Here is a 19,482-nt window from a genome sequence, read left to right as displayed (position 1 = left end):
ATTACTGCATGATTTCAGTAAACGATTTTAAGACAGGTTTAACAATTGAGGTAGACGGCGGAATCTGGCGCGTGCTTGATTTCCAACACGTTAAACCTGGTAAAGGTGCAGCGTTTGTTCGTTCAAAATTAAAAAATTTACGTACAGGTGCTGTTCAAGAAAAAACTTTTAGAGCTGGGGAAAAAGTTGCGAAAGCACAAATTGATAATCGTAAAATGCAATATTTATATGCAAACGGCGACCAGCACGTATTCATGGATGTAGAATCTTATGATCAAATTGAGCTTTCAGATTCTGTAATTGAATACGAATTAAAATTCCTAAAAGAGAATATGGAAGTCCATATAATGATGTATCAATCAGAAACACTAGGTGTAGAACTTCCAAACACAGTTGTATTAGAAGTGGCTGAAACTGAGCCTGGTATTAAAGGAGATACTGCTTCAGGTGGTACAAAACCTGCAGTAATGGAAACAGGTCTAACTGTTCAAGTTCCTTTCTTCGTTAATCAAGGGGACCGTTTAATTATTAACACAACAGAAGCTAGCTATGTTTCTCGTGCATAATGTTCTAAAATGTAGGTAATATACTAATTTTACCATTTGCATTCCGGTAAAAATTCATGTATGATAAAAACATAGAAGCTGCGTTGTACGTTATCGTATGAAGTTTCAACCTTTATCGATATTTAGGGAGTTCTATATTAAAGAAGGATCAGCAGGCCTAATGCCATTCGTCATTAGGACATATGATGAGAGCTTTTGCGAACACCCACCTGGTGGAGCAGGTTTTGAAACTCCATACACCTAAGCGGCAAATGCGGCTGGAAAAGGAGGTAATCATTTGATTGCCTCCTTTTTCCATGGAAATATAGTGGCTCCTATTTTCTGGATTTTCTCTGGAAAATACTTGTGTTGAAAATATAAACGCTGTAATAATGGCGTTATCGTTTCTTATAAGCAGGAAATAAAAATACTTAATGAAATGAAAAGGGCTTTAGTTATAGACTTAAGAAAAACGAATGAAAATTTTCCAAAGGAGTAGGATTACGAATTTATCCTACTCTTAATTTTTGTCCTGGGTATATTTTATTGACATCCCTCAATTGATTCCATTCCTTCACTTTACCAACACTTGTATGAAACATCTTCGCAATTTGGCTGACTGTATCTCCTTTTTTTACGACATAATAGACAGCTTGTGTGGATGGTATTTTGATTTTCTGCCCGACTTTTAGCAGATTTGGATTTTCTATTTGGTTGTAAGCTGAGAGTACTTTGATGGTTGTATTATATTTCCTGCTAATTTGATACAGTGTATCGCCTGCTTTAACAATATATTCTTTATTATTAGAGGTAGTTGCTTTAGTATCTGTTTCAAAATATGGAAGTGGGTTAACTGCATTAGACTTAAGGACATTCCAGCGGCCAACATGTAATTCAAAATGCAAATGCTGACCTGTTGAATCTCCTGTACTGCCCATAATGCCGATAACTTGTCCTTTTTTGACAGAATCTCCAACCTTTACTTTTCGAGAACCACTTTTTAAATGGGCGTATACTGTTTCATATACTTGTCCAGAAATTTGATGAAGAATCATAATGCATTCTCCGTAACTTGCTGAATAATAGGATCTAGTAACAGTTCCATCAGCACTTGCCCTAATTGCATTGATTCCATTTTCTGCAAAGTCCACACCGAAATGTTTGTCCTTACCTGTTGAGTGGAATCCATTTGATATATATGTTACCGAAGTTGGTTTTGAAAACATGGTAATATCACCTCATGATAGCATATGATGAAGTGATTATTTTTGGTTGGACTACCTTTTTATTTTGGGAAATCATACCCCATAATTGCGGCGATTTTTTTCGGAATATCAGTGTTATCTAGCACACCATGAAATTCTTCCGCACCTGTTCCAACTGCGAAAACAACAATCATATTACTTGTATGTCCTCCTGTATCACTAAGCTGCTGTATTTGCGGTTGTATGATGCCGGCGTGATAATGGTTGGCGATTATATTGCCGATTTTCCAGTCAATTTGTTGCTCAAGATAAACCTGTCCTTTGTTTCGCATTGTATTTGTTTGGAATTGCTTAAGCTCTTCTTTACTTAAATCAATAGCTGCATAGTCTTTAAAAACCTTCCGGATGCTGTTTGTCGTATAACCATTGCCTGTTTTTTTCTTGCTTAATTGTTGTGCCATGTAATGTGGAGAGGCAGAAATGTCTTTAAGCCCGTTTATATCCATTGCTTCTGTGGCAGAAACCCCCATTGTCTCATGGTCGGCAGCAACAACAACTAAAGTATCCTTTCGTTTATTAGCCCATTCTACACAATATTTCACAACATCATCGAAAGCAATGGTTTCTTTCCATATTCCTGTAATATCTGATGAATGGGAGGCATGGTCGATTCGGCCTCCTTCTATCATTGCAAAAAAACCTTTTTCTTCATCTGCTAAAACATTTAAAGCTTTTTCAGTCATTTTCTGTAAAGATGGTTCCGTTGTTTTGAGATGATTTCTGTCTAGTTGGAAATTTAAATGAGCATCCCCAAATAAACCGAGAATTTTTTTCGCATCTGTTTTTTCTAATTGATCAGCCGTTGTTAAAAAATCATATCCAGCCTTTTTATAGGCATCGATAAGATCAATTCCTCTTTTATCATTGCGAGTGAAGTATTTTTTACCGCCACCCATAATAATATCGACTTTATTGCTTAATTGTTGCTTTGCAATTTCCTCTTGGTCTGCCCATCTATTATTAACGCTTGCTGTAAAGCTTGCAGGCGTTGCATCTGTTACAGAATTCGTCGTAATAATCGCCGTTTTCTTGCCAGCTTTTTTAAAGCTATCTAAAATACTGTCTTCGTTTTTCCCCTCAGGTGTCATGCCGATCATTCCATTATCTGTTTTCCTACCAAGTGCGAGTGCTGTCCCTCCAGCAGCAGAGTCTGTTACACGATTATTGTTGGATGATGTATGAACGATAGCGGTATGAGGAAGTGTTTCGATAAAAAGTCTTCCTTTTGTTCCATGCTCAAATAATCGAGCAATCTCCATTTGCCCAATGCCCATGCCATCGCCAATTAATAAGATAACGTTTTTAGGTATTCTTTTTTGTTCCTTGCTTAAAGCAGGTTTATGTCCCGCTGTTTGAACAGAAAGAAAGAGCCCTAAACTGATGGAAAGAAAGACGAGAAGTAATTTTTTCATGTCCTTTTCCTCCTATATTTTTTAGCTTTTAATCTTATATAGCTTTTGAAAAAAAGCTAATTTTTAACCATTTTTTACACTTGGTGCCATCCTTCTATATAAAGGCTGATTTCATATACTTGGCGAAGCCTAAATATAGCAGATACCTTTTCATTATCCTCTATGGTATCTAAGTGTTTTCAAGCTGCTCAGCTTAGTTAAATAATAATCTTTCCTATGAAAAAACAATAATTGATAAAAATAGAAGAATTAAATCCGAAGTGACATAAAAGAAGAAGACAAGCATACATTTTAATAAGTCATCCTATATATGTCATAACAAATCAGTTTAAATATTGTAAAAGCCTTTTTAACAAAGGAGGAATTTCATTGTGAATACCATCTATTCTTTTTTGCCAAAATCTATTGAAAATCATATTCTCACAATCCCTCCAGCAGAAAGATTAGGAATGGAAGAGATTCGAGTTCGAATAGGCAGGCCATTAGAAGTTTTTATTAATGGGCGTTCTATCTTTTTCCCATTTATCGTTTCAAAAGAGGATGGGAATCAATTGTTAAATAAAATAAGTCAATATTCGGTTTATACAATGGAAGAAGAATTGAAAAGAGGATATATCACTGTTCAGGGGGGACATCGAATTGGACTAGCTGGCAGAGTGATTTTACAAGATAGCAAAGTCAAGGCTATACGAGATGTAGCTTCTTTCAATATTCGGATAGCAAAAGAGCAAATTGGAATAGCTAATTCATTTATTCCTTACTTATATGATAAGGGGAAATGGCATCATACGATGATTATTGGACCTCCTCAGACAGGGAAAACAACCTTGTTAAGAGATATTGCTAGACTAATTTCTTCGGAGGAGGAGAATTCTTTATTAAAACCAGCAAAAGTTGGAATTGTAGATGAGCGATCTGAAATTGCTGGATGTTTAGATGGGATCCCTCAAATGACATTTGGACCACGAATTGATGTACTGGATGCATGTCCAAAAGCCGAAGGAATGATGATGATGATTCGCTCCATGAGTCCAGATGTTCTAATTGTGGATGAAGTCGGTCGGAAAGAAGATGAAGAAGCCATTCTAGAAGCAGTAAATGCGGGCATCCAATTAATAATGACTACACATGGATCAAATTTAGATGAAGTGAAAAAACGGCCTATGCTCTCTAGAATGATAAAAATGGGCATATTTGAACGATATATTGAATTAAATAGAAAGAAAGGTCCTGGTACAGTGACAGCAATAAGAAATGGACAAGGCCAATTATTGATGGATGAAATGAAGGTGAAGTAAATGATGAAAATAATTGGTGCAATCTTAATTCTTGCTTCCACAAGCTGGGGTGGAATGGAATTTTCAAAGCTATTAAGCCAAAGACCAAAGCAAATTCGCGCATTAAAATCTGCACTACAATCTTTAGAGGCAGAGATTATGTATGGACATACCCCCTTGCACGAAGCAAGTAGAAGATTAGCAGAACAATTAAATGAGCCATTAAGTTCCTTTTTTGCGAGTTTTGCAGATCGCTTAATTAAAGAGGACACAACCGTGAAAGAAGCATGGGCAGTTTCTTTAAATGACATTTGGAAAAAAACGGCGATGAAGGGTACCGAATTAGAAATTATGAAGCAGTTTGGAGAGACATTGGGGCGGCATGACCGTCTATCGCAACAAAAGCAAATTATGCTAACACTTACTCATCTGGAAAGAGAAGAAGCAGAAGCAAGGGAAACGCAAGGGAAATACGAGAAAATGATAAGAAGTCTCGGGTTTTTGTCCGGCCTGCTGATTGTCATTTTATTGATGTAGTTTTAGGAGGAGACTTTTATGGGCTTAGAGGTCGATATTATATTCAAAATCGCTGGGGTTGGAATCGTTGTAGCTTTTTTACATACAATCCTCGACCAAGTCGGCAAAAAAGAATACGCGCAATGGGTTACGTTGTTTGGATTTATTTACATTTTGTTTATGGTAGCAAACATCGTGAATGATTTGTTCCAGAAAATTAAAGCAGTATTTCTATTCCAAGGGTAAAGGAGGATATCATCATTGAAATTCTTCAAATAGTTGGAATTGCACTCATTTCCACATTTTTAGCACTCGTGGTAAAAGAACAGAAGCCTAATATCGCTTTTTTACTAGTAGTTTTTGTTGGTTGTGCCATTTTTCTTTTTCTTGTTGATCAAATTGCCGCTATTATACAAATGGTTGAAAGAATAGCCTTAAATGCAAGGGTAAATACCGTTTATGTCGAGACGATTCTAAAGATTATTGGAATCGCCTATATCGCTGAATTTGCTGTGCAAATTACAAAAGACGCAGGGCAAGGATCGATTGCCTCCAAAATTGAACTTGCGGGAAAGATATTGATTTTAGCCATGGCAGTCCCAATATTAACCGTTTTAGTTGAAACCATTTTAAATATGATTCCCAATTAACTAGGAAACCGTTTTCCGAGGTGAAAAAATTGAAAACAAAGCTGAAAATCGTACTACTAATAATGGCAGCTATCTTTTTTCTCTATCAACCTATTGTACAAGCCTCACCTCACGAATCACCAAAAACAGAAGATACGGAAACAGCAGAGGAAATAAAGGAAGAAGGAATGGATCCAACAAAAATTGTTGAATCGCAATTGGAGTCTTTAGATCTCAATGAATTAACGGAATTTTGGGATTCTATCAAAACAGAGTATGGAGGTTTTTTACCAGAAAGTCAAAAGGGCAGTCTCTATGACTTTATGGTTGGGAATAAAAGCTTTGATTTACAGGGCTTTTTCCACGGAATGCTTCAATTTGCGTTCCATGAAATTATCGTAAATGGAAAATTATTAGGTTCCTTAATCCTACTTACTATATTTAGTGTCATGTTGCAGATGCTTCAAAATTCATTTGAGAAAAGCTCAATCAGTAAAGTAGCATATGCGATTGTTTTTATGGTGTTAATTATACTTGCATTAAATAGTTTTCATGTAGCTATTACATATGCGAGTGATGCTATTTCGAACATGACAAATTTTATATTAGCGCTGGTGCCGTTATTGCTGGCCCTTATGGCAGCATCAGGTGGTGCTATATCTGCTGCATTCTTTCATCCCGTCATTTTATTTTTAATGAATACAAGCGGCATGTTAATCGAGTATATTGTGCTCCCTCTGTTATTTTTATCCACATTACTCCATGTCGTAAGTAGTTTATCAGAACAATACAAAGTTACCCAATTAGCAAATTTGTTAAGAAATATTAGCATAGGGATTCTTGGGATTTTTTTAACGATATTTCTAGGTGTTATTTCTGTACAAGGGGCATCTTCTGCTATAACTGACGGGATTACGATAAAAACAGCTAAGTTTGTAACAGGGAATTTCATTCCTGTTATCGGACGAATGTTTACAGATGCAACAGATACTGTTATAAATGCCTCCTTATTATTAAAAAACACGGTAGGGATAGCAGGCGTAGTAATCCTTCTTCTTCTTGTAGCCTTTCCGGCAATCAAGATTTTAATGATTTCCTTTATATATAAATTTGCAGCAGCAATCTTGCAGCCAATCGGCGGCGGTCCAGTCATCAAATGTTTAGATGTTATTAGTAAAAGCGTCATTTATGTCTTTGCAGCATTAGCGATCGTGTCCCTGATGTTTTTCTTAAGCATTACAGTGATCATTGTTGCTAGTAACTTAACGATGATGGTCAGGTAGAAGGGGGGAGAAAGAATGAATTTTATTACAGAATGGGTCACTAATATTATTCTGTTTATTTTGCTAGCAACCGTTGTGGATATGCTTTTGCCGAATTCTACCTTTCAGAAATACGCCAAAATGGTTGCAGGATTATTGTTGATAACAGTCATATTGACACCTGTGTTTAAGCTGATATCTAGTGATTTTGAAGACGTTTTTACTGCTAGTGCAATGGGGCAGCCAGAACAAAAAAATATGAATAATTCGATCGAATTGAAAAAAAGAGAAATACAAGCCTCACTTGATGAATATACATTAAATAAAATGGCTGTCCAATTAAAAGAGGATGCAAATGAGGAGTTGATAGCAAATTACGGAATGGAGATCAATTCGATTCAATTATCGATAGACAAAGAAAAGGATGTTGGGTTTCCCGCAAACTTAACAGAACTGGTTATCCATATGAAAGATAGCAAGGATCAAAATAATGTTGTGGAAGCTGTAAGCCCTGTTCGAATTGATACACAGCAACCTCTTCTTGACAAAGATGAATCGAAACAAATGGATACAGAAAGTATTATTTCCTTTCTTTCCGAAAAGTGGGAAGTACGAGATGATGCAATTGTAATTATGTACGAAGGAGGGGAGGATGAGAAAAATGGATAACAAGGACAAAGGGCCATTAAGCTGGTTGAAAAATTTTCTGTCAAACGATGGGAATGAAAAAAAACAGGGGAAAACCACCTACATTGTCATCGTTGTATTGTTTGGAGTCGCCATCATGCTGTTGAGCAATATGTTTTTTAAGGATGATAAAAATGCCCAAGAAGTTGCAGTTTATAGTAATGATGCTTCCTCTCAAGATGCCGAAGAAACATTTGGACAAAAAGCCTCTAGTAACAACTTAACTATTGCTGATTATGAAGAACAATACAAAAAAGAAATTAAGGAAGCAATAACGGCAATAGCGGGAGTTAAGGATGCAATTGTTTATGTAAATATAGAAGGTTCAGAAAAGAAAGTATATGAAAAAAACCAATCCCAAACAATCCAGAAAACAGAAGAAAAGGATACACAGGGAGGAAATAGGAATGTAGAAGAAACATCAAATGAGGAAACCGTAGTATTAGTGCCAAATGGCGATAAACAAGTTCCGATTGTAGTCGAAACGATGAAACCTAAAATTGTTGGGGTTCTAGTTGTTGCAAAAGGAGCTGAAGATATAAAAGTAAAAACAATGATAGTAGAGGCAGTTACTCGGGCACTGGATGTTCCAAGCCATAGAGTTTCTGTACAACCTAAACAAAACTAAGGGGGAATAATAGATGTTATTAAAAAAGCAAACAGTGTGGTTGTTAACAATGTTAAGTTTGGTTGTGGTGTTGTCTGTTTACTATATTACTTCACCAGAGTCTCGGTTAAATGAATTTGCAACAACAGAAGAAGATAATGCAAAGACAAATGATGCCAAAGAAACAGCTACAGACAGTAAAGGAGAAAGCACTGTTACAACTACTGATTCTGAAGCGGTATTTGAGCAAATGCGCCTTGACTTAATGGAACAACGAGACAAAATGAAAGAAGAGCTAGTAACAGTACAGGGATCTAAAGATAAAACAGCCGAAGAGAAAAATGAAGCTACTGAAAAAATTAAAGAGCTTCAAGCTATTACAGATAATGAAAAGATAATGGAAAGTCTAATTAAAGCAGAAAACTATGAAGACGTCCTTGTACAAACCTCTGATGATGGGACGGTAAAAGTAACAGTGAAAGCAGAAGAATTATCTGCAGAAGCGGCAAATGAAATCGTTCAGCTTATCCGCAAGAACATGGATTCACCAAATGCTAACGTTGCTGTAAAAATCGATCCGAAATAATAGAGACAACAGGGAAGTAACAAGTAATAATATGGGGAAAAAACGAATAGCTAGTCCAAAACTGTAGATCACTGTTATTGAGTGTCTACAGTTTTTTTAGGTAGAATGAATCAATCTATTAGTGAAATTGTGTTATTAATAATAATCAATTTTTGCTCTTTTTAACATCAATTATAAAAGTAAGCGTTTTCTGTAAATCGTCAGCTTTGATTAGTTATTTTAAAAAGATAGTGGTATGATAAGTAGGTAGAAAGAGAGATGATTTCCCGCGGATTTAAAAATTATTATGAAAATATAATAAAAAAATTAGTAGCAAAAAAGTAATGTTTTAAAGATGATTGTTGAATTATAATAAGGTCTTATCGTATGATATTAGTATCTAGTACTAAAAGAATGACTTAAGGGGTGCAATTATATGTTGAAAATTTCAGAAGTGAAAGAATTAATTAAATTAATAGATGATTCGACTATTAGCAATTTTTTATATGAACAAGATGGCGTGAAAGTTGAAATCAAAAAGAATGTTGGAGAGGCAGTAGTAGCAGCACCAGTTGTTACAAAAACAATCCAACAAGAAGAAGCGAAAACAACAAAAGAGGTTGCGGTTGAAAGTGTAGTTACAGAAGCACCTGAAAAATCAATCGATGAAAACTTACATAAGATTACCTCTCCGATGGTAGGAACATTCTATCAATCAGCTTCTCCAGATACTCCTGCATTTATAAAAGTAGGAGATAAGGTTACAAAAGATTCTGTTGTTTGTATCGTAGAAGCGATGAAGTTATTTAACGAAATTACAGCAGAAGTAGATGGCGAAATTGTAGAAATTCTCGTTAAAGATGGAGAACTTGTAGAGTACGGGGAACCATTATTTCTAGTAAAGGCGTAACTAAGAGGGGTTTAATCGATGATAAAAAAACTATTAATCGCAAATAGAGGAGAAATAGCTGTTCGTATTATAAGAGCTTGTCGTGAATTAGATATCCAAACGGTGGCTATTTATTCAGAAGCAGATCGTGAGGCTTTGCATGTACAAATCGCTGATGAAGCGTATTGTATAGGACCAAAAGCTTCAAAGGATAGTTATTTAAACTTTACAAACATAATAAGTGTAGCAACGTTAACAGGGTGCGATGCCATTCATCCTGGATACGGATTTTTGGCGGAAAATGCTGATTTTGCTGAATTGTGCAGAGATTGCAAAATCACGTTTGTAGGACCTAGTCCAGAGGCTATTAATAAAATGGGGACAAAAGATGTTGCGAGAGAATCAATGCGTCAGGCTGGCGTGCCAATCGTGCCTGGTTCCCAAGGGATTATTAAAGATCTAGAAGATGGCATTCAATTAGCAAAAGAAATAGGATATCCTGTTATTATTAAAGCTACTGCAGGTGGCGGCGGTAAAGGAATCCGTGTAGCAAGAACAGAAGAAGAATTAATTAAAGGAATAAACATTACGCAGCAAGAAGCATTAACAGCTTTTGGGAATGCAGGAGTGTATTTAGAAAAATATATCGAGGATTTCCGCCATGTAGAATTGCAAGTACTTGCTGATAATTATGGGAATGTCATTCATCTAGGAGAAAGAGATTGCTCTATACAGCGTCGATTGCAAAAGTTGCTCGAAGAATCTCCGTCTCCTGTATTATCAGAAGAAATGCGAGAAAAAATGGGGGATGCTGCTGTTAAAGCTGCCGCTGCAGTAAATTATACAGGTGCAGGAACGATAGAATTCATTTTTGATTATCAAAATCAAGCATTCTATTTTATGGAAATGAATACGCGCATCCAAGTTGAGCATCCAGTAACGGAAATGGTAACTGGTATTGATTTAATTAAAGAACAAATACTAGTTGCATCAGGCAAACCTTTGGAATATAAACAAAAGGATGTTACATTTACTGGTTGGTCAATAGAATGCCGTATCAACGCAGAAAATCCTGCGAAAAATTTCATGCCTTCACCAGGGAAAATCGATATGTATTTACCGCCAGGCGGATTAGGAGTACGTGTTGATTCAGCTGCTTATCCAGGTTATAAGATCCCACCATACTATGATAGTATGATTGCTAAGGTAATTACCTATGGATCAACTAGACAAGAAGCTATTTCCCGCATGAAACGGGCGCTGAGTGAATTTGTAATCGAGGGTGTACACACTACGATTCCGTTTCACTTAAATCTCCTTAATCATGAAAAGTTTGTGGAAGGCAACTTCAACACAAAGTTTTTAGAGATGTATGATTTAATGAAATCAGAAGATTAAAAGGAGGAAAAAGTAATGAGCGAAACAACAAGTTTAGAAATGAACCAAGAGTATAATGGACTAGGCAAAGTAGAAATTGCTCCTGAAGTAATTGAGGTTATTGCTAGTATTGCTGCTTCTGAAGTAGAAGGTGTAGCTCAAATGAGAAGCAATTTTGCAACTGGAGTTGTGGAGAAATTTGGAAAAAAGATGCACAACAAAGGGATAAAAGTTGACCTTAGTGAAGAAGGTATTAAAGTTGAAGTATATTGCGTGATGAATTTTGGTGTTTCTATCCCACAAGTTGCACAACAAATTCAAGACAATATTCGTCAGACTTTAATCAATATGACTGGACTAGTAACAGAGGAAGTTAATATTCACATTGTTGGTGTTCAGTTCGAATCGACAAAACAAGAATCTGAATTACAGCAAGAAATGTAGAATACTATCTACTAGTAGCTAGAATATAATAATTTTTAATAGCAAAGGCTGAACAGGAGAGAACAAATATCTAATAAAAGGGGACCCCTTTTATTAGATATCGAGTTCTTATCTTGGACAGCCTTTGTTTTTGTGAGAATTTACGAAGCAGTACAAACATAATTCTAGGTTTTTTTCAGTATGAGTAAAATGTTTGTGGGAGAATAAATATCCTTTTTGTCTAGTTGGGGGACGAGTCCCAATGTCATCAAGTTAAGAAACCAGTAATTACCAGTGGTAAACCAAAATTGATGTTTATAATATTCTGATAACTAAAAAAGCCAATAGGATGCCCGGGAAGTGCCTATTTAATTTTTTTGGCATTTCCCTGATTTTCCTATTTGTTCGTTTTGTTAGATAGCTGGTCGTTGTCCAAATCCATGTTTATTCGCATTTAGCCCTCTGGAACGTTTAAATTTCCTTCCAGGTCTAATTGGGACTCTATTTCGCTGAACTTCGTTCAGTAGGTCTTTATACATCTTTTTTCTTCGCCTTTGACTTGGTTCAATGATTAAACAAATGAGCTTATCTTTTAGTGCGCCAATTAAAATATTGGTGTTAGTTTTATATTTGTGCTTTAAGTCTTTATCCTTCTGATCCTCGGCGATGATCACATCTGACTCATGCTTTAGTAGGGAAGCCATGTTGCTTAAAAATAAAGCAGCATAAAACTCTTGTTCAATCGTCTGTTTTGTTTCGCCTGAGAATCTTTCAATCTGTATTTTGTTTTTTAAGACATCGTATTTTGTTTCGATTGACCATCGTTTAAAGTACAACTCTTTAAAAGCCGGAATATCAAAAGACTCATCTAATATATTCGTTATAAGTAATTCATCTTCTCCAGAGCCTAATGGGATACGGACCGCACGCAAACGCATGACGTTGCTTTTATACTTGAGTTCAATGACCTGATCAGGGATCCCTTCTTTTATAGCGGCTCGGTAAAAATTAACTGGCGTTCTAACAACAAAATTCACTTTATTCTTCAAAAGATAGTGAAAGAAATATTGAGATGGATACCCACGGTCAAAAAGAAAAAGGTCGTGGTTAGAACGCAGTTCTAGGAAACTATCAATTAATTCTATCGCTACTGTGCGCTCGCTATCTGTACATTTTGTGATTATCCCCTTTACAAATAAATCATTTCCGATATCATAAATAGTAGATACCATGGCTCTGGCAAGTTCCTTGCCATTGCCCTTTGATGCGCCGAAGGTATCTCTTAGCCTTTGGGAATTGGCTATTTCTATGATAGACGCATCAATCGCATATAACCGGAAGCCCTTATATTTAAAGGAGTTATTTGTCTGATAAAACCACGTCGTAATGGTGTCAAATAACGTCTTGAAGGCTTCTGGTTTTATTTTTTTTCGCGCTTGTGAAAATCCCTGTTTACTTATAATTTCTCCTTCTTTTTTAATCAACTCAAAAAAGTCATTCAACTCAATCTGCAAGCTTCTCGTTACTAGATTTAGCACAAACAAAATTGTTTCTGGGAAAGTCAATTTGCCTCCTTTACGTGTAAAGTAGGTTGATTTCATGCGGGAATCGCACATGAAATGGAAATCGTACAATACCTCCCTACATACTTCAATCGCTTCTAAAAACTTGCTTTTTTTCAACAAAAAAACCCCATTTCGTACGAGATATACCAAGAACTGGTATTCACGCTGATTATGGAGGTGTTTCTGAAAAGTCAAGGGGTTTTTTCAATTTTATACAACAATTTTATGAATCTTTTTTAATATTTACATATTTTTACAATTTAGGTTTATGACATTGGGACGAGTCCCCCAACTAGACAAAAAGGCCACCAAGCGAAAGCGCGGTAGCTGGAAAAAATTAAGTATTAAAAAAGAGAGCTTCCTTTTGTAAAGTAGAGTTTGACTAGAAAACTACGAAAAGGAGAGGCTCTCATGAATCAATGTAACATAAAAATGCCATCATTAAAAGAATTGGAAAAAACTTTATTTCGAACACTACAAATGACGTTTCAAGAAATCCTTATTCAAACGTTAGAAAATTGGGATCAAGAGATTGCCAAGCAACGAGACAAAAGAAGATTTGCTTTACGTGATAAACGAGAAATACGATTAGATACAGCGTTTGGAGCTGTGGAGCTGAAGCGTAATTATTATTTTGATCGTGTGACTCACTAGCGTCGCATTAAAATAATACAACGCCTTCCGGAAATCTGAATTTTCTGTAATATTAATGATACACAAAAAAATCCTTTATAATGGTTGGACGGTAGTAAACCATCCAAATCCAACATAAAGGACATAAGCATGGATAAGTTTACACGAAAAACATCATTTGAACAATGGTTTTCACCGATTTCCTCCACAAAACTTGAAGAATTGGTTGAAACCCATCAATTAAATTACTATACAAAGAAGCTACACATCGCTTCATTCCTGAAATTACTGCTGTTTGCGCAGCTGAATGAAACCGAAAGTCTGCGTGCTGTCAGTGATACATTGTTTTCAGACGACCTACAAAAAGCAACGAATTTGGAATCGATTAGCTTTTCACAATTAGGACGTCGATTAAATCAAGTACCGACAGAGGTGTTCCAGCAGGTGTTTCTAGATTTAGTCGCGCAAATTCATGAGAAAACGGATTTTGATAAGCGACGTAAAATGACAACACCACTGAAAATCATCGACTCGAGTACGTTGCCACTGAATTTGAACAATCATAAATGGGCTAAGTTCCGCAAAACAAAGTCAGGCATTAAGCTTCATTTACGTCTTGTTTACTTAGAAAAGGGTTGTTCCTATCCAGACAAAGCGGTGTTAACGAATGCGATCGAACATGATCGAGGTCAGCTAGAAGTACTCGTTGACGACAAAGAGTGCATGTACGTCTTTGACCGTGGCTACTTGGATTACGAGCGATTCGACCGCATGACCGACGATGGTTACTTCTTCGTTTCACGCTTGCGGAAAAACGCTGTAACTCATCAAATCGAGGAATTTGATCTTCCAAAAGATTCAACCGTTTTATCAGATGAAATGATTTCCTTGGGCACAGCACAAAGTCGAGCAGGTAATGAATTCAGACAATTGAAAGTGTTGGATTCAAAAGGAAATGAGTTACACCTCATAACGAATCGCTTCGACTTGAGTGCAGATGAAATCGCTGAATTGTATAAATCACGCTGGGCAATCGAGCTGTTTTTCAAGTGGATGAAGCAACATTTAAACATCAAAAAGTTCTACGGACAAAGCGAACAAGCTGTGCATAATCAAGTGTACATCGCGATGATCGTCTACTGTTTACATGTACTGGCTCAGCTGAGTACAAATAGTTCACGGACGTACTTACAAATCAGTCGGTGGCTAAAAGCAGCACCCTGGAAACCAGCACGTATTTGGATTCGAAAAATAGCAGGAAGAGCTGTCCCGTAAAGGTTTAACCGTTTCTGTCGCCCTCGCCAAAGGTTATAGTAAAAAAATGGATGATTACTACCTCTGTTCGCGTGTCTTCGTTTTTCTTCTCAAACGGGAATATCAGAAAACAGAATATTCAGTTAGAATTTATGCGACGTTAGTGCGTGTGACTAAAAAATATATTTGTCTATTAGATCACTATTTACAGTTTCAGGGGAATAAGGGATTTAGTCCGCTACTAGAAGAATGGGGGTTAGAACTAGCGACGAATGGCTCCTCCTATCGAAAGGCGGTGGAAACGTTCGAACAATTTTTAGGCTATTCGGCGATGAGCCACGAAGCATTACGGCAACATCTTCTTCAAACAAGCGTACTTCCCGCTAAGGAAAAACGCCCTTTTCAAAAGGTATTGTTTGTCGAAGTAGATGGATTATATGTGAAGAGTCAAGAAAAGAAAAAGCGTGGATGGGAGTTGAAATTCGCCGCTGTACACGAGGGATGGAAAGAAAACGGAAAGCGAATCAGGCTCCGAAATAAAAGGCATTTTCTTTATGAAGGAAAAGAACCCTTTTGGGAAGCCTTTGAAACGTTCTTACAGAATCATTATGCGTATGATCCAACCCAAACCTTGCTTATTATTAATGGCGATGGAGCAGGCTGGATAACGGCATGTCGGGAGTATTTTCGGGAACGCGCCTTTTTCACCATGGACCGTTTTCATGTCGCTCGTTCGATGAAGCAACTAATGAAGAGCCATCCTCGATACCGCTACATGAAAAGAGCGTTAAAAAACTACCAGGTAGAAACATTACTTCTAGAGTTGAATAGCGCAGTAGGAACAATGGATACACCAGAAGAAGAAGAAAAACTAGCGCATTTCCTCGGCTTTTTAACGCATCATCAGGAAACCATAAAAGATTACCGTAGTTGGTTACAGGAGAAAGGCGTGGACACGACAGCGTATCGTCCAATGGGAAGTGCAGAAGCAATGATGAATCAATTAGCCAAACGATTAAAAAATGGAAGAACATGGAGCAAAAAAGGCGTCATGAGCATGGCACGTTTGTGGATTGGGTTGAAGGATGATCTATCTATCCAAACGATATATGGAAAATGGGAAAAAGCCACGGAAAAATCAAAGAAAGAGCATCGACCGAAAAGAAAAATACCCACAAAATTAGTAACAGAAACCGTGCGTCAGAACATGCCATACTTAAATCAAGCGATTGGAAAACCCGTTCACTTTGCCTTACAGGGATTAAAAGGTTTTTAAAAAATGAGAGAATCAACAGTTGGAAGAACAAAACCAATTGGAAAGCGGATACAAACTTAGAGGTTTTACTTTATAAAAAAGGGAGCTAAAAAAACTCCCACAAAAACTTGACTCAATCTTTTTTTCACGTAAGATAGAGTTTTGTTTTTATTTATGCTATTATTCATGTAGCATAGATAAATAGGTTGGTTTAAACCTATGGAAGGATTTTAAAGGAGCTTAAATAATGAAAAGAAGAACTGCCAGAGAAAAGGCCTTACAGGCACTATTTCAAATTGATATTAGTGATATAGACAAGGAAATAGCAATAGAACATGTTTTAGAAGGAGAGAAATCCGATTCCTATCTTACTAAATTAGTGGATGGGGTTCTTAGCCACCAAGTTTCTATTGATGAAACAATCAAACAATATCTAGAAAATTGGTCACTGGAAAGAATAGCTAATGTAGACCGGAACATTTTACGTCTTGCAGCGTATGAAATGATGTATGGTCAAGCAGATGATGTACCTGTAAATGTAGCAATAGATGAGGCTGTAGAAATTGCTAAACTTTATGGAGATGATCAATCTGGTAGATTCGTCAACGGAGTATTATCTAAAATCAAAGAAAATCAGCAATAATAAGAGAAACGATGGTTTGATCAAAAGTGCTAATATTTGAATGATTTCTTGTTTGCATCACAAGGCAGATAAGACTTGTTATCATCCTAAATTGTTTCCTTCTATAACCTATAAACATGAATGAAAAAGGGATGTGGTGGATGGATGCTACACCCCTTTTTCCATCCTGTATAAGGAGTTTTTATAAATGGAATCACGTTATTTAACGGTACATGCTTTGACGAAATACATAAAAAGAAAATTTGATGCCGATCCTCATCTGCACGAAGTCATGGTGAAAGGGGAAATATCCAACTTTAAGCAGCATTCAAGTGGTCACATGTATTTTACCTTAAAAGATGAGAAAGCTAGGATTTTAGCCGTTATGTTTGCGCGTCATAACCAGCAAATGAAATTCACGCCAGAAAATGGGATGAAAGTACTTGTTAAAGCAAGTATTACTGTTTATGAATCAAGCGGACAGTATCAAATGTATGTGAATGAAATGCAGCCAGACGGTATTGGACAATTGTATCTTGCCTATGAGCAGTTGAGAGCGAAACTAGAGCAAGAAGGCTTGTTTCTGCCAGAACATAAGAAAATAATTCCGCGATATCCAAAAACAATTGGTGTAATTACCTCGCCTACTGGTGCGGCTATTAGAGATATTATTACGACAATTAAAAGACGATACCCAATCGCTAAAATTATGATTTATCCGGCGTTAGTTCAAGGAGAAACTGCGGCTCCTTCCATTGTAAAGGCTATTCAACAAGCAAATGAGCAGGAGTCACCGATAATTGATGTTCTCATTGTAGGGAGAGGCGGCGGTTCCATTGAGGAATTATGGGCTTTTAACGAAGAAATCGTTGCCAGAGCTATTCACACTTCAACTATTCCTGTTATATCTGCTGTCGGTCATGAAACAGATTTTACTATTGCTGATTTTGTTGCAGACATGCGGGCGCCGACTCCAACTGGTGCAGCTGAATTAGCCGTACCTCATATTGATGAACTCGTGGAACGGATTTTGACAAGACAAAGTCGGTTAATTAGGGGCATAAAAGAAAAGGTGGAATTACAGAAACTACGCTTAAACAGAATTCAACGTTCCTATGCTTTTCGTTATCCTAAGGTTTTATATGATCAGAAATTGGAGCAGTTAGATAAACAGACAGAGTTGCTAATCCGTAATGTACAAAGAGTTTTTGATCAGAAGAACAATCAACATCAATCAATCCAAAAGCAATTACTAAGAAATCATCCTGATCAATATATAAAGAAAGCGCACCACGATTTAGCTAACTTACAAAAAAATATGATCCGCAATACTGAGCTTATACTTCAGGCAAAAAGGCAGTCTTTTCTTTCGATAATAGGTAAGATGGATGCATTAAGTCCGTTAAAGATAATGGAAAGAGGTTATAATGTAGCATATGATAGTAATGGAAAGTTAATAGCCACCATTAAACAAGTGCAACCAAAAGATCAGATTGAATTGAATTTAGCTGATGGTACAATAGAGGCGGAAATTATTGCGGTAAAGGAGAGGTAGAATTTGGCAACCAATTCGGAAAAAAAGCCATCTTTTGAAGAAGCGATGGAAGAATTAGAAAGAATCGTTGAAAAATTAGAAGAAGGAGATGTTCCATTAGAAGAAGCGATTAATACGTATAAAAAAGGAATGGAACTTTCTAAATACTGCCATGAAAAATTAAAAAATGTCGAAGAACAATTAGCTGAAGTTGTTCTAGAAAATGGAAAAAAACAACCTTTTTCTATTGCTGAGGAGGACTAACGCTTGAATAATATCTCTTTGTCAGCTTTTACAAAAAAGTATAAAGATCTTTTAGAAAAAGAATTAAAGCAAAATGTAGAAAAACTTGTTGCTCCTTCTAACCTAAAAGATTCCATGCTGTACTCACTGAATGCAGGTGGAAAAAGAATTCGTCCATTGCTTTTATTTGCAACTATCCAATCGTATGGAAAAGATCCATTTAAAGGGTTATTACCTGCAACTGCAATTGAAATGATCCATACATACTCCTTAATTCATGATGATTTACCAAGCATGGATGATGATGATTTACGGAGAGGATTACCGACAAATCATAAAGTATATGGAGAGGCAACAGCAATCCTAGCAGGAGATGCACTTCTTACCTATAGTTTTCAAATTATGACACGGATGACGCAGGAAAATATTCCTTCTGATCTTATTCTTACTACTATTAACCTGTTAGCAGAAGCAGCAGGAGCTGAAGGAATGGTAGGTGGACAGGTTGCTGATATAGAAGGAGAAAATAAAGCGCTAAATCAGCGAGAACTTGAACAGATTCATCTACATAAGACAGGAAAGCTATTAGAGGTAAGTATCATAATTGGTGCAATATTAGCAGGTGCTACAAGCAAGGAAATAGAGACATTAAAGCAATTTGCTTATCATTTAGGGTTAGCCTTCCAAATTAGAGATGATATTCTAGATTTAGAGGGTGATGAAGCTGTCATTGGAAAACCGATTGGCAGTGATATGGATAATCACAAAAGTACTTATCCGAAAATCCTGACAATGGGTGGAGCAAAAAAAGAATTAGATCTACATATTAAAGGAGCAAAAGATCTACTTAGGAGCTTAAACTTAGATAGCGCAATCTTAGAAGAGATTACAAATCTAATTGCATATAGAAATAATTAATAAT

The 19,482-nt window shown here is 36.5% G+C and carries 22 protein-coding genes and 1 other RNA gene; 20 read left to right on the top strand and 3 right to left on the bottom strand.

What is annotated here, in order from left to right:
- Nucleotides 1-8: 8 nt before the first annotated feature.
- Both efp and ssrS read left to right on the top strand, forming a co-directional pair.
- The gene (gene efp, locus NKG37_RS23105) at nt 9-566 is read left to right on the top strand and encodes an elongation factor P (protein WP_016204913.1); all 558 of its coding nucleotides are present in this window, start codon (nt 9-11) and stop codon (nt 564-566) included.
- 72 nt (nt 567-638) lie between these two features.
- Nucleotides 639-830, top strand: a non-coding RNA gene (gene ssrS, locus NKG37_RS23100) — 6S RNA.
- A 224-nt stretch (nt 831-1,054) separates the two neighbouring features.
- Here ssrS and NKG37_RS23095 read toward each other — a convergent pair.
- Nucleotides 1,055-1,771, bottom strand: coding sequence for a LysM peptidoglycan-binding domain-containing protein (locus tag NKG37_RS23095; RefSeq protein WP_224427522.1), 717 nt, complete (start codon nt 1,769-1,771; stop codon nt 1,055-1,057).
- Between the two features lie 59 nt (nt 1,772-1,830).
- Nucleotides 1,831-3,222: an alkaline phosphatase gene (locus NKG37_RS23090; protein WP_169188817.1), complete on the bottom strand. Its 1,392-nt coding sequence runs from the start codon at nt 3,220-3,222 to the stop codon at nt 1,831-1,833.
- Nucleotides 3,223-3,593: 371 nt separating this feature from the next.
- On the opposite strand from NKG37_RS23090, the gene spoIIIAA reads away from it, so the two are divergent.
- The 11 genes from spoIIIAA (at nt 3,594) to NKG37_RS23035 (ending at nt 11,475) form a co-directional block, all read left to right on the top strand.
- Complete coding sequence (gene spoIIIAA / locus NKG37_RS23085; protein ID WP_101730843.1) at nt 3,594-4,520, top strand: stage III sporulation protein AA; 927 nt, start codon at nt 3,594-3,596, stop codon at nt 4,518-4,520.
- Entirely contained in the window at nt 4,521-5,036 is a 516-nt protein-coding gene (spoIIIAB, locus tag NKG37_RS23080) for a stage III sporulation protein SpoIIIAB (RefSeq protein ID WP_016204917.1), read from the top strand. It abuts the gene before it with no gap.
- 18 nt (nt 5,037-5,054) lie between these two features.
- Nucleotides 5,055-5,261 (top strand): stage III sporulation protein AC, encoded by a 207-nt coding sequence (gene spoIIIAC, locus NKG37_RS23075; protein WP_016204918.1) that lies wholly within the window; start codon nt 5,055-5,057, stop codon nt 5,259-5,261.
- An 8-nt stretch (nt 5,262-5,269) separates the two neighbouring features.
- Nucleotides 5,270-5,665 (top strand): stage III sporulation protein AD, encoded by a 396-nt coding sequence (gene spoIIIAD, locus NKG37_RS23070; RefSeq protein ID WP_051994032.1) that lies wholly within the window; start codon nt 5,270-5,272, stop codon nt 5,663-5,665.
- 20 nt (nt 5,666-5,685) lie between these two features.
- On the top strand, nt 5,686-6,927 hold the full coding sequence (gene spoIIIAE / locus NKG37_RS23065; RefSeq protein ID WP_101730844.1) for a stage III sporulation protein AE: 1,242 nt from the start codon (nt 5,686-5,688) through the stop codon (nt 6,925-6,927).
- A gap of 15 nt (nt 6,928-6,942) precedes the next feature.
- Nucleotides 6,943-7,575 carry a stage III sporulation protein AF gene (gene spoIIIAF, locus NKG37_RS23060; protein ID WP_169188816.1) on the top strand — a complete coding sequence of 211 codons (633 nt, stop codon included), beginning with the start codon at nt 6,943-6,945 and terminating at the stop codon, nt 7,573-7,575.
- A complete protein-coding gene (spoIIIAG, locus tag NKG37_RS23055) occupies nt 7,568-8,221 on the top strand; it encodes a stage III sporulation protein AG (RefSeq protein WP_169188815.1) in 654 nt (217 codons plus the stop codon). The genes spoIIIAF and spoIIIAG overlap by 8 nt, the downstream gene beginning before the upstream one ends.
- Nucleotides 8,222-8,234: 13 nt before the next feature.
- The gene (locus NKG37_RS23050; RefSeq protein WP_169188814.1) at nt 8,235-8,786 is read left to right on the top strand and encodes a SpoIIIAH-like family protein; all 552 of its coding nucleotides are present in this window, start codon (nt 8,235-8,237) and stop codon (nt 8,784-8,786) included.
- 415 nt (nt 8,787-9,201) lie between these two features.
- A complete protein-coding gene (accB, locus tag NKG37_RS23045) occupies nt 9,202-9,675 on the top strand; it encodes an acetyl-CoA carboxylase biotin carboxyl carrier protein (RefSeq protein WP_212117123.1) in 474 nt (157 codons plus the stop codon).
- An 18-nt stretch (nt 9,676-9,693) separates the two neighbouring features.
- Nucleotides 9,694-11,052, top strand: coding sequence for an acetyl-CoA carboxylase biotin carboxylase subunit (accC, locus tag NKG37_RS23040; protein ID WP_224427521.1), 1,359 nt, complete (start codon nt 9,694-9,696; stop codon nt 11,050-11,052).
- A 15-nt stretch (nt 11,053-11,067) separates the two neighbouring features.
- Complete coding sequence (locus NKG37_RS23035) at nt 11,068-11,475, top strand: Asp23/Gls24 family envelope stress response protein (protein ID WP_016203269.1); 408 nt, start codon at nt 11,068-11,070, stop codon at nt 11,473-11,475.
- A gap of 392 nt (nt 11,476-11,867) precedes the next feature.
- Here NKG37_RS23035 and NKG37_RS23030 read toward each other — a convergent pair whose 3' ends face one another.
- On the bottom strand, nt 11,868-13,055 hold the full coding sequence (locus NKG37_RS23030) for an IS4 family transposase (protein ID WP_254414795.1): 1,188 nt from the start codon (nt 13,053-13,055) through the stop codon (nt 11,868-11,870).
- A gap of 396 nt (nt 13,056-13,451) precedes the next feature.
- Between NKG37_RS23030 and NKG37_RS23025 the strand changes: the two genes are divergently transcribed.
- The 7 genes from NKG37_RS23025 (at nt 13,452) to NKG37_RS22995 (ending at nt 19,478) form a co-directional block, all read left to right on the top strand.
- Nucleotides 13,452-13,673, top strand: a complete 222-nt coding sequence (locus NKG37_RS23025; RefSeq protein WP_254415390.1) for a UPF0236 family transposase-like protein — start codon at nt 13,452-13,454, stop codon at nt 13,671-13,673.
- A gap of 129 nt (nt 13,674-13,802) precedes the next feature.
- Nucleotides 13,803-14,927, top strand: a complete 1,125-nt coding sequence (locus tag NKG37_RS23020) for an IS4 family transposase (protein ID WP_100525935.1) — start codon at nt 13,803-13,805, stop codon at nt 14,925-14,927.
- Between the two features lie 46 nt (nt 14,928-14,973).
- The gene (locus NKG37_RS23015) at nt 14,974-16,182 is read left to right on the top strand and encodes an ISLre2 family transposase (RefSeq protein ID WP_254415389.1); all 1,209 of its coding nucleotides are present in this window, start codon (nt 14,974-14,976) and stop codon (nt 16,180-16,182) included.
- A 226-nt stretch (nt 16,183-16,408) separates the two neighbouring features.
- A complete protein-coding gene (gene nusB, locus NKG37_RS23010; RefSeq protein WP_016203268.1) occupies nt 16,409-16,804 on the top strand; it encodes a transcription antitermination factor NusB in 396 nt (131 codons plus the stop codon).
- Between the two features lie 187 nt (nt 16,805-16,991).
- A complete protein-coding gene (gene xseA / locus NKG37_RS23005; protein WP_212117125.1) occupies nt 16,992-18,338 on the top strand; it encodes an exodeoxyribonuclease VII large subunit in 1,347 nt (448 codons plus the stop codon).
- Between the two features lie 45 nt (nt 18,339-18,383).
- The gene (xseB, locus tag NKG37_RS23000; protein WP_051993937.1) at nt 18,384-18,581 is read left to right on the top strand and encodes an exodeoxyribonuclease VII small subunit; all 198 of its coding nucleotides are present in this window, start codon (nt 18,384-18,386) and stop codon (nt 18,579-18,581) included.
- Between the two features lie 3 nt (nt 18,582-18,584).
- Nucleotides 18,585-19,478 (top strand): polyprenyl synthetase family protein, encoded by an 894-nt coding sequence (locus tag NKG37_RS22995; protein WP_016203265.1) that lies wholly within the window; start codon nt 18,585-18,587, stop codon nt 19,476-19,478.
- Nucleotides 19,479-19,482: the final 4 nt, after the last annotated feature.

This window comes from Niallia sp. RD1, assembly GCF_024219955.1.
Lineage (GTDB): Bacteria > Bacillota > Bacilli > Bacillales > Cytobacillaceae > Niallia > Niallia alba.
Note: the sequence above shows the minus strand (reverse complement) of the source record. Positions and strands in the feature narration are given on the sequence as shown.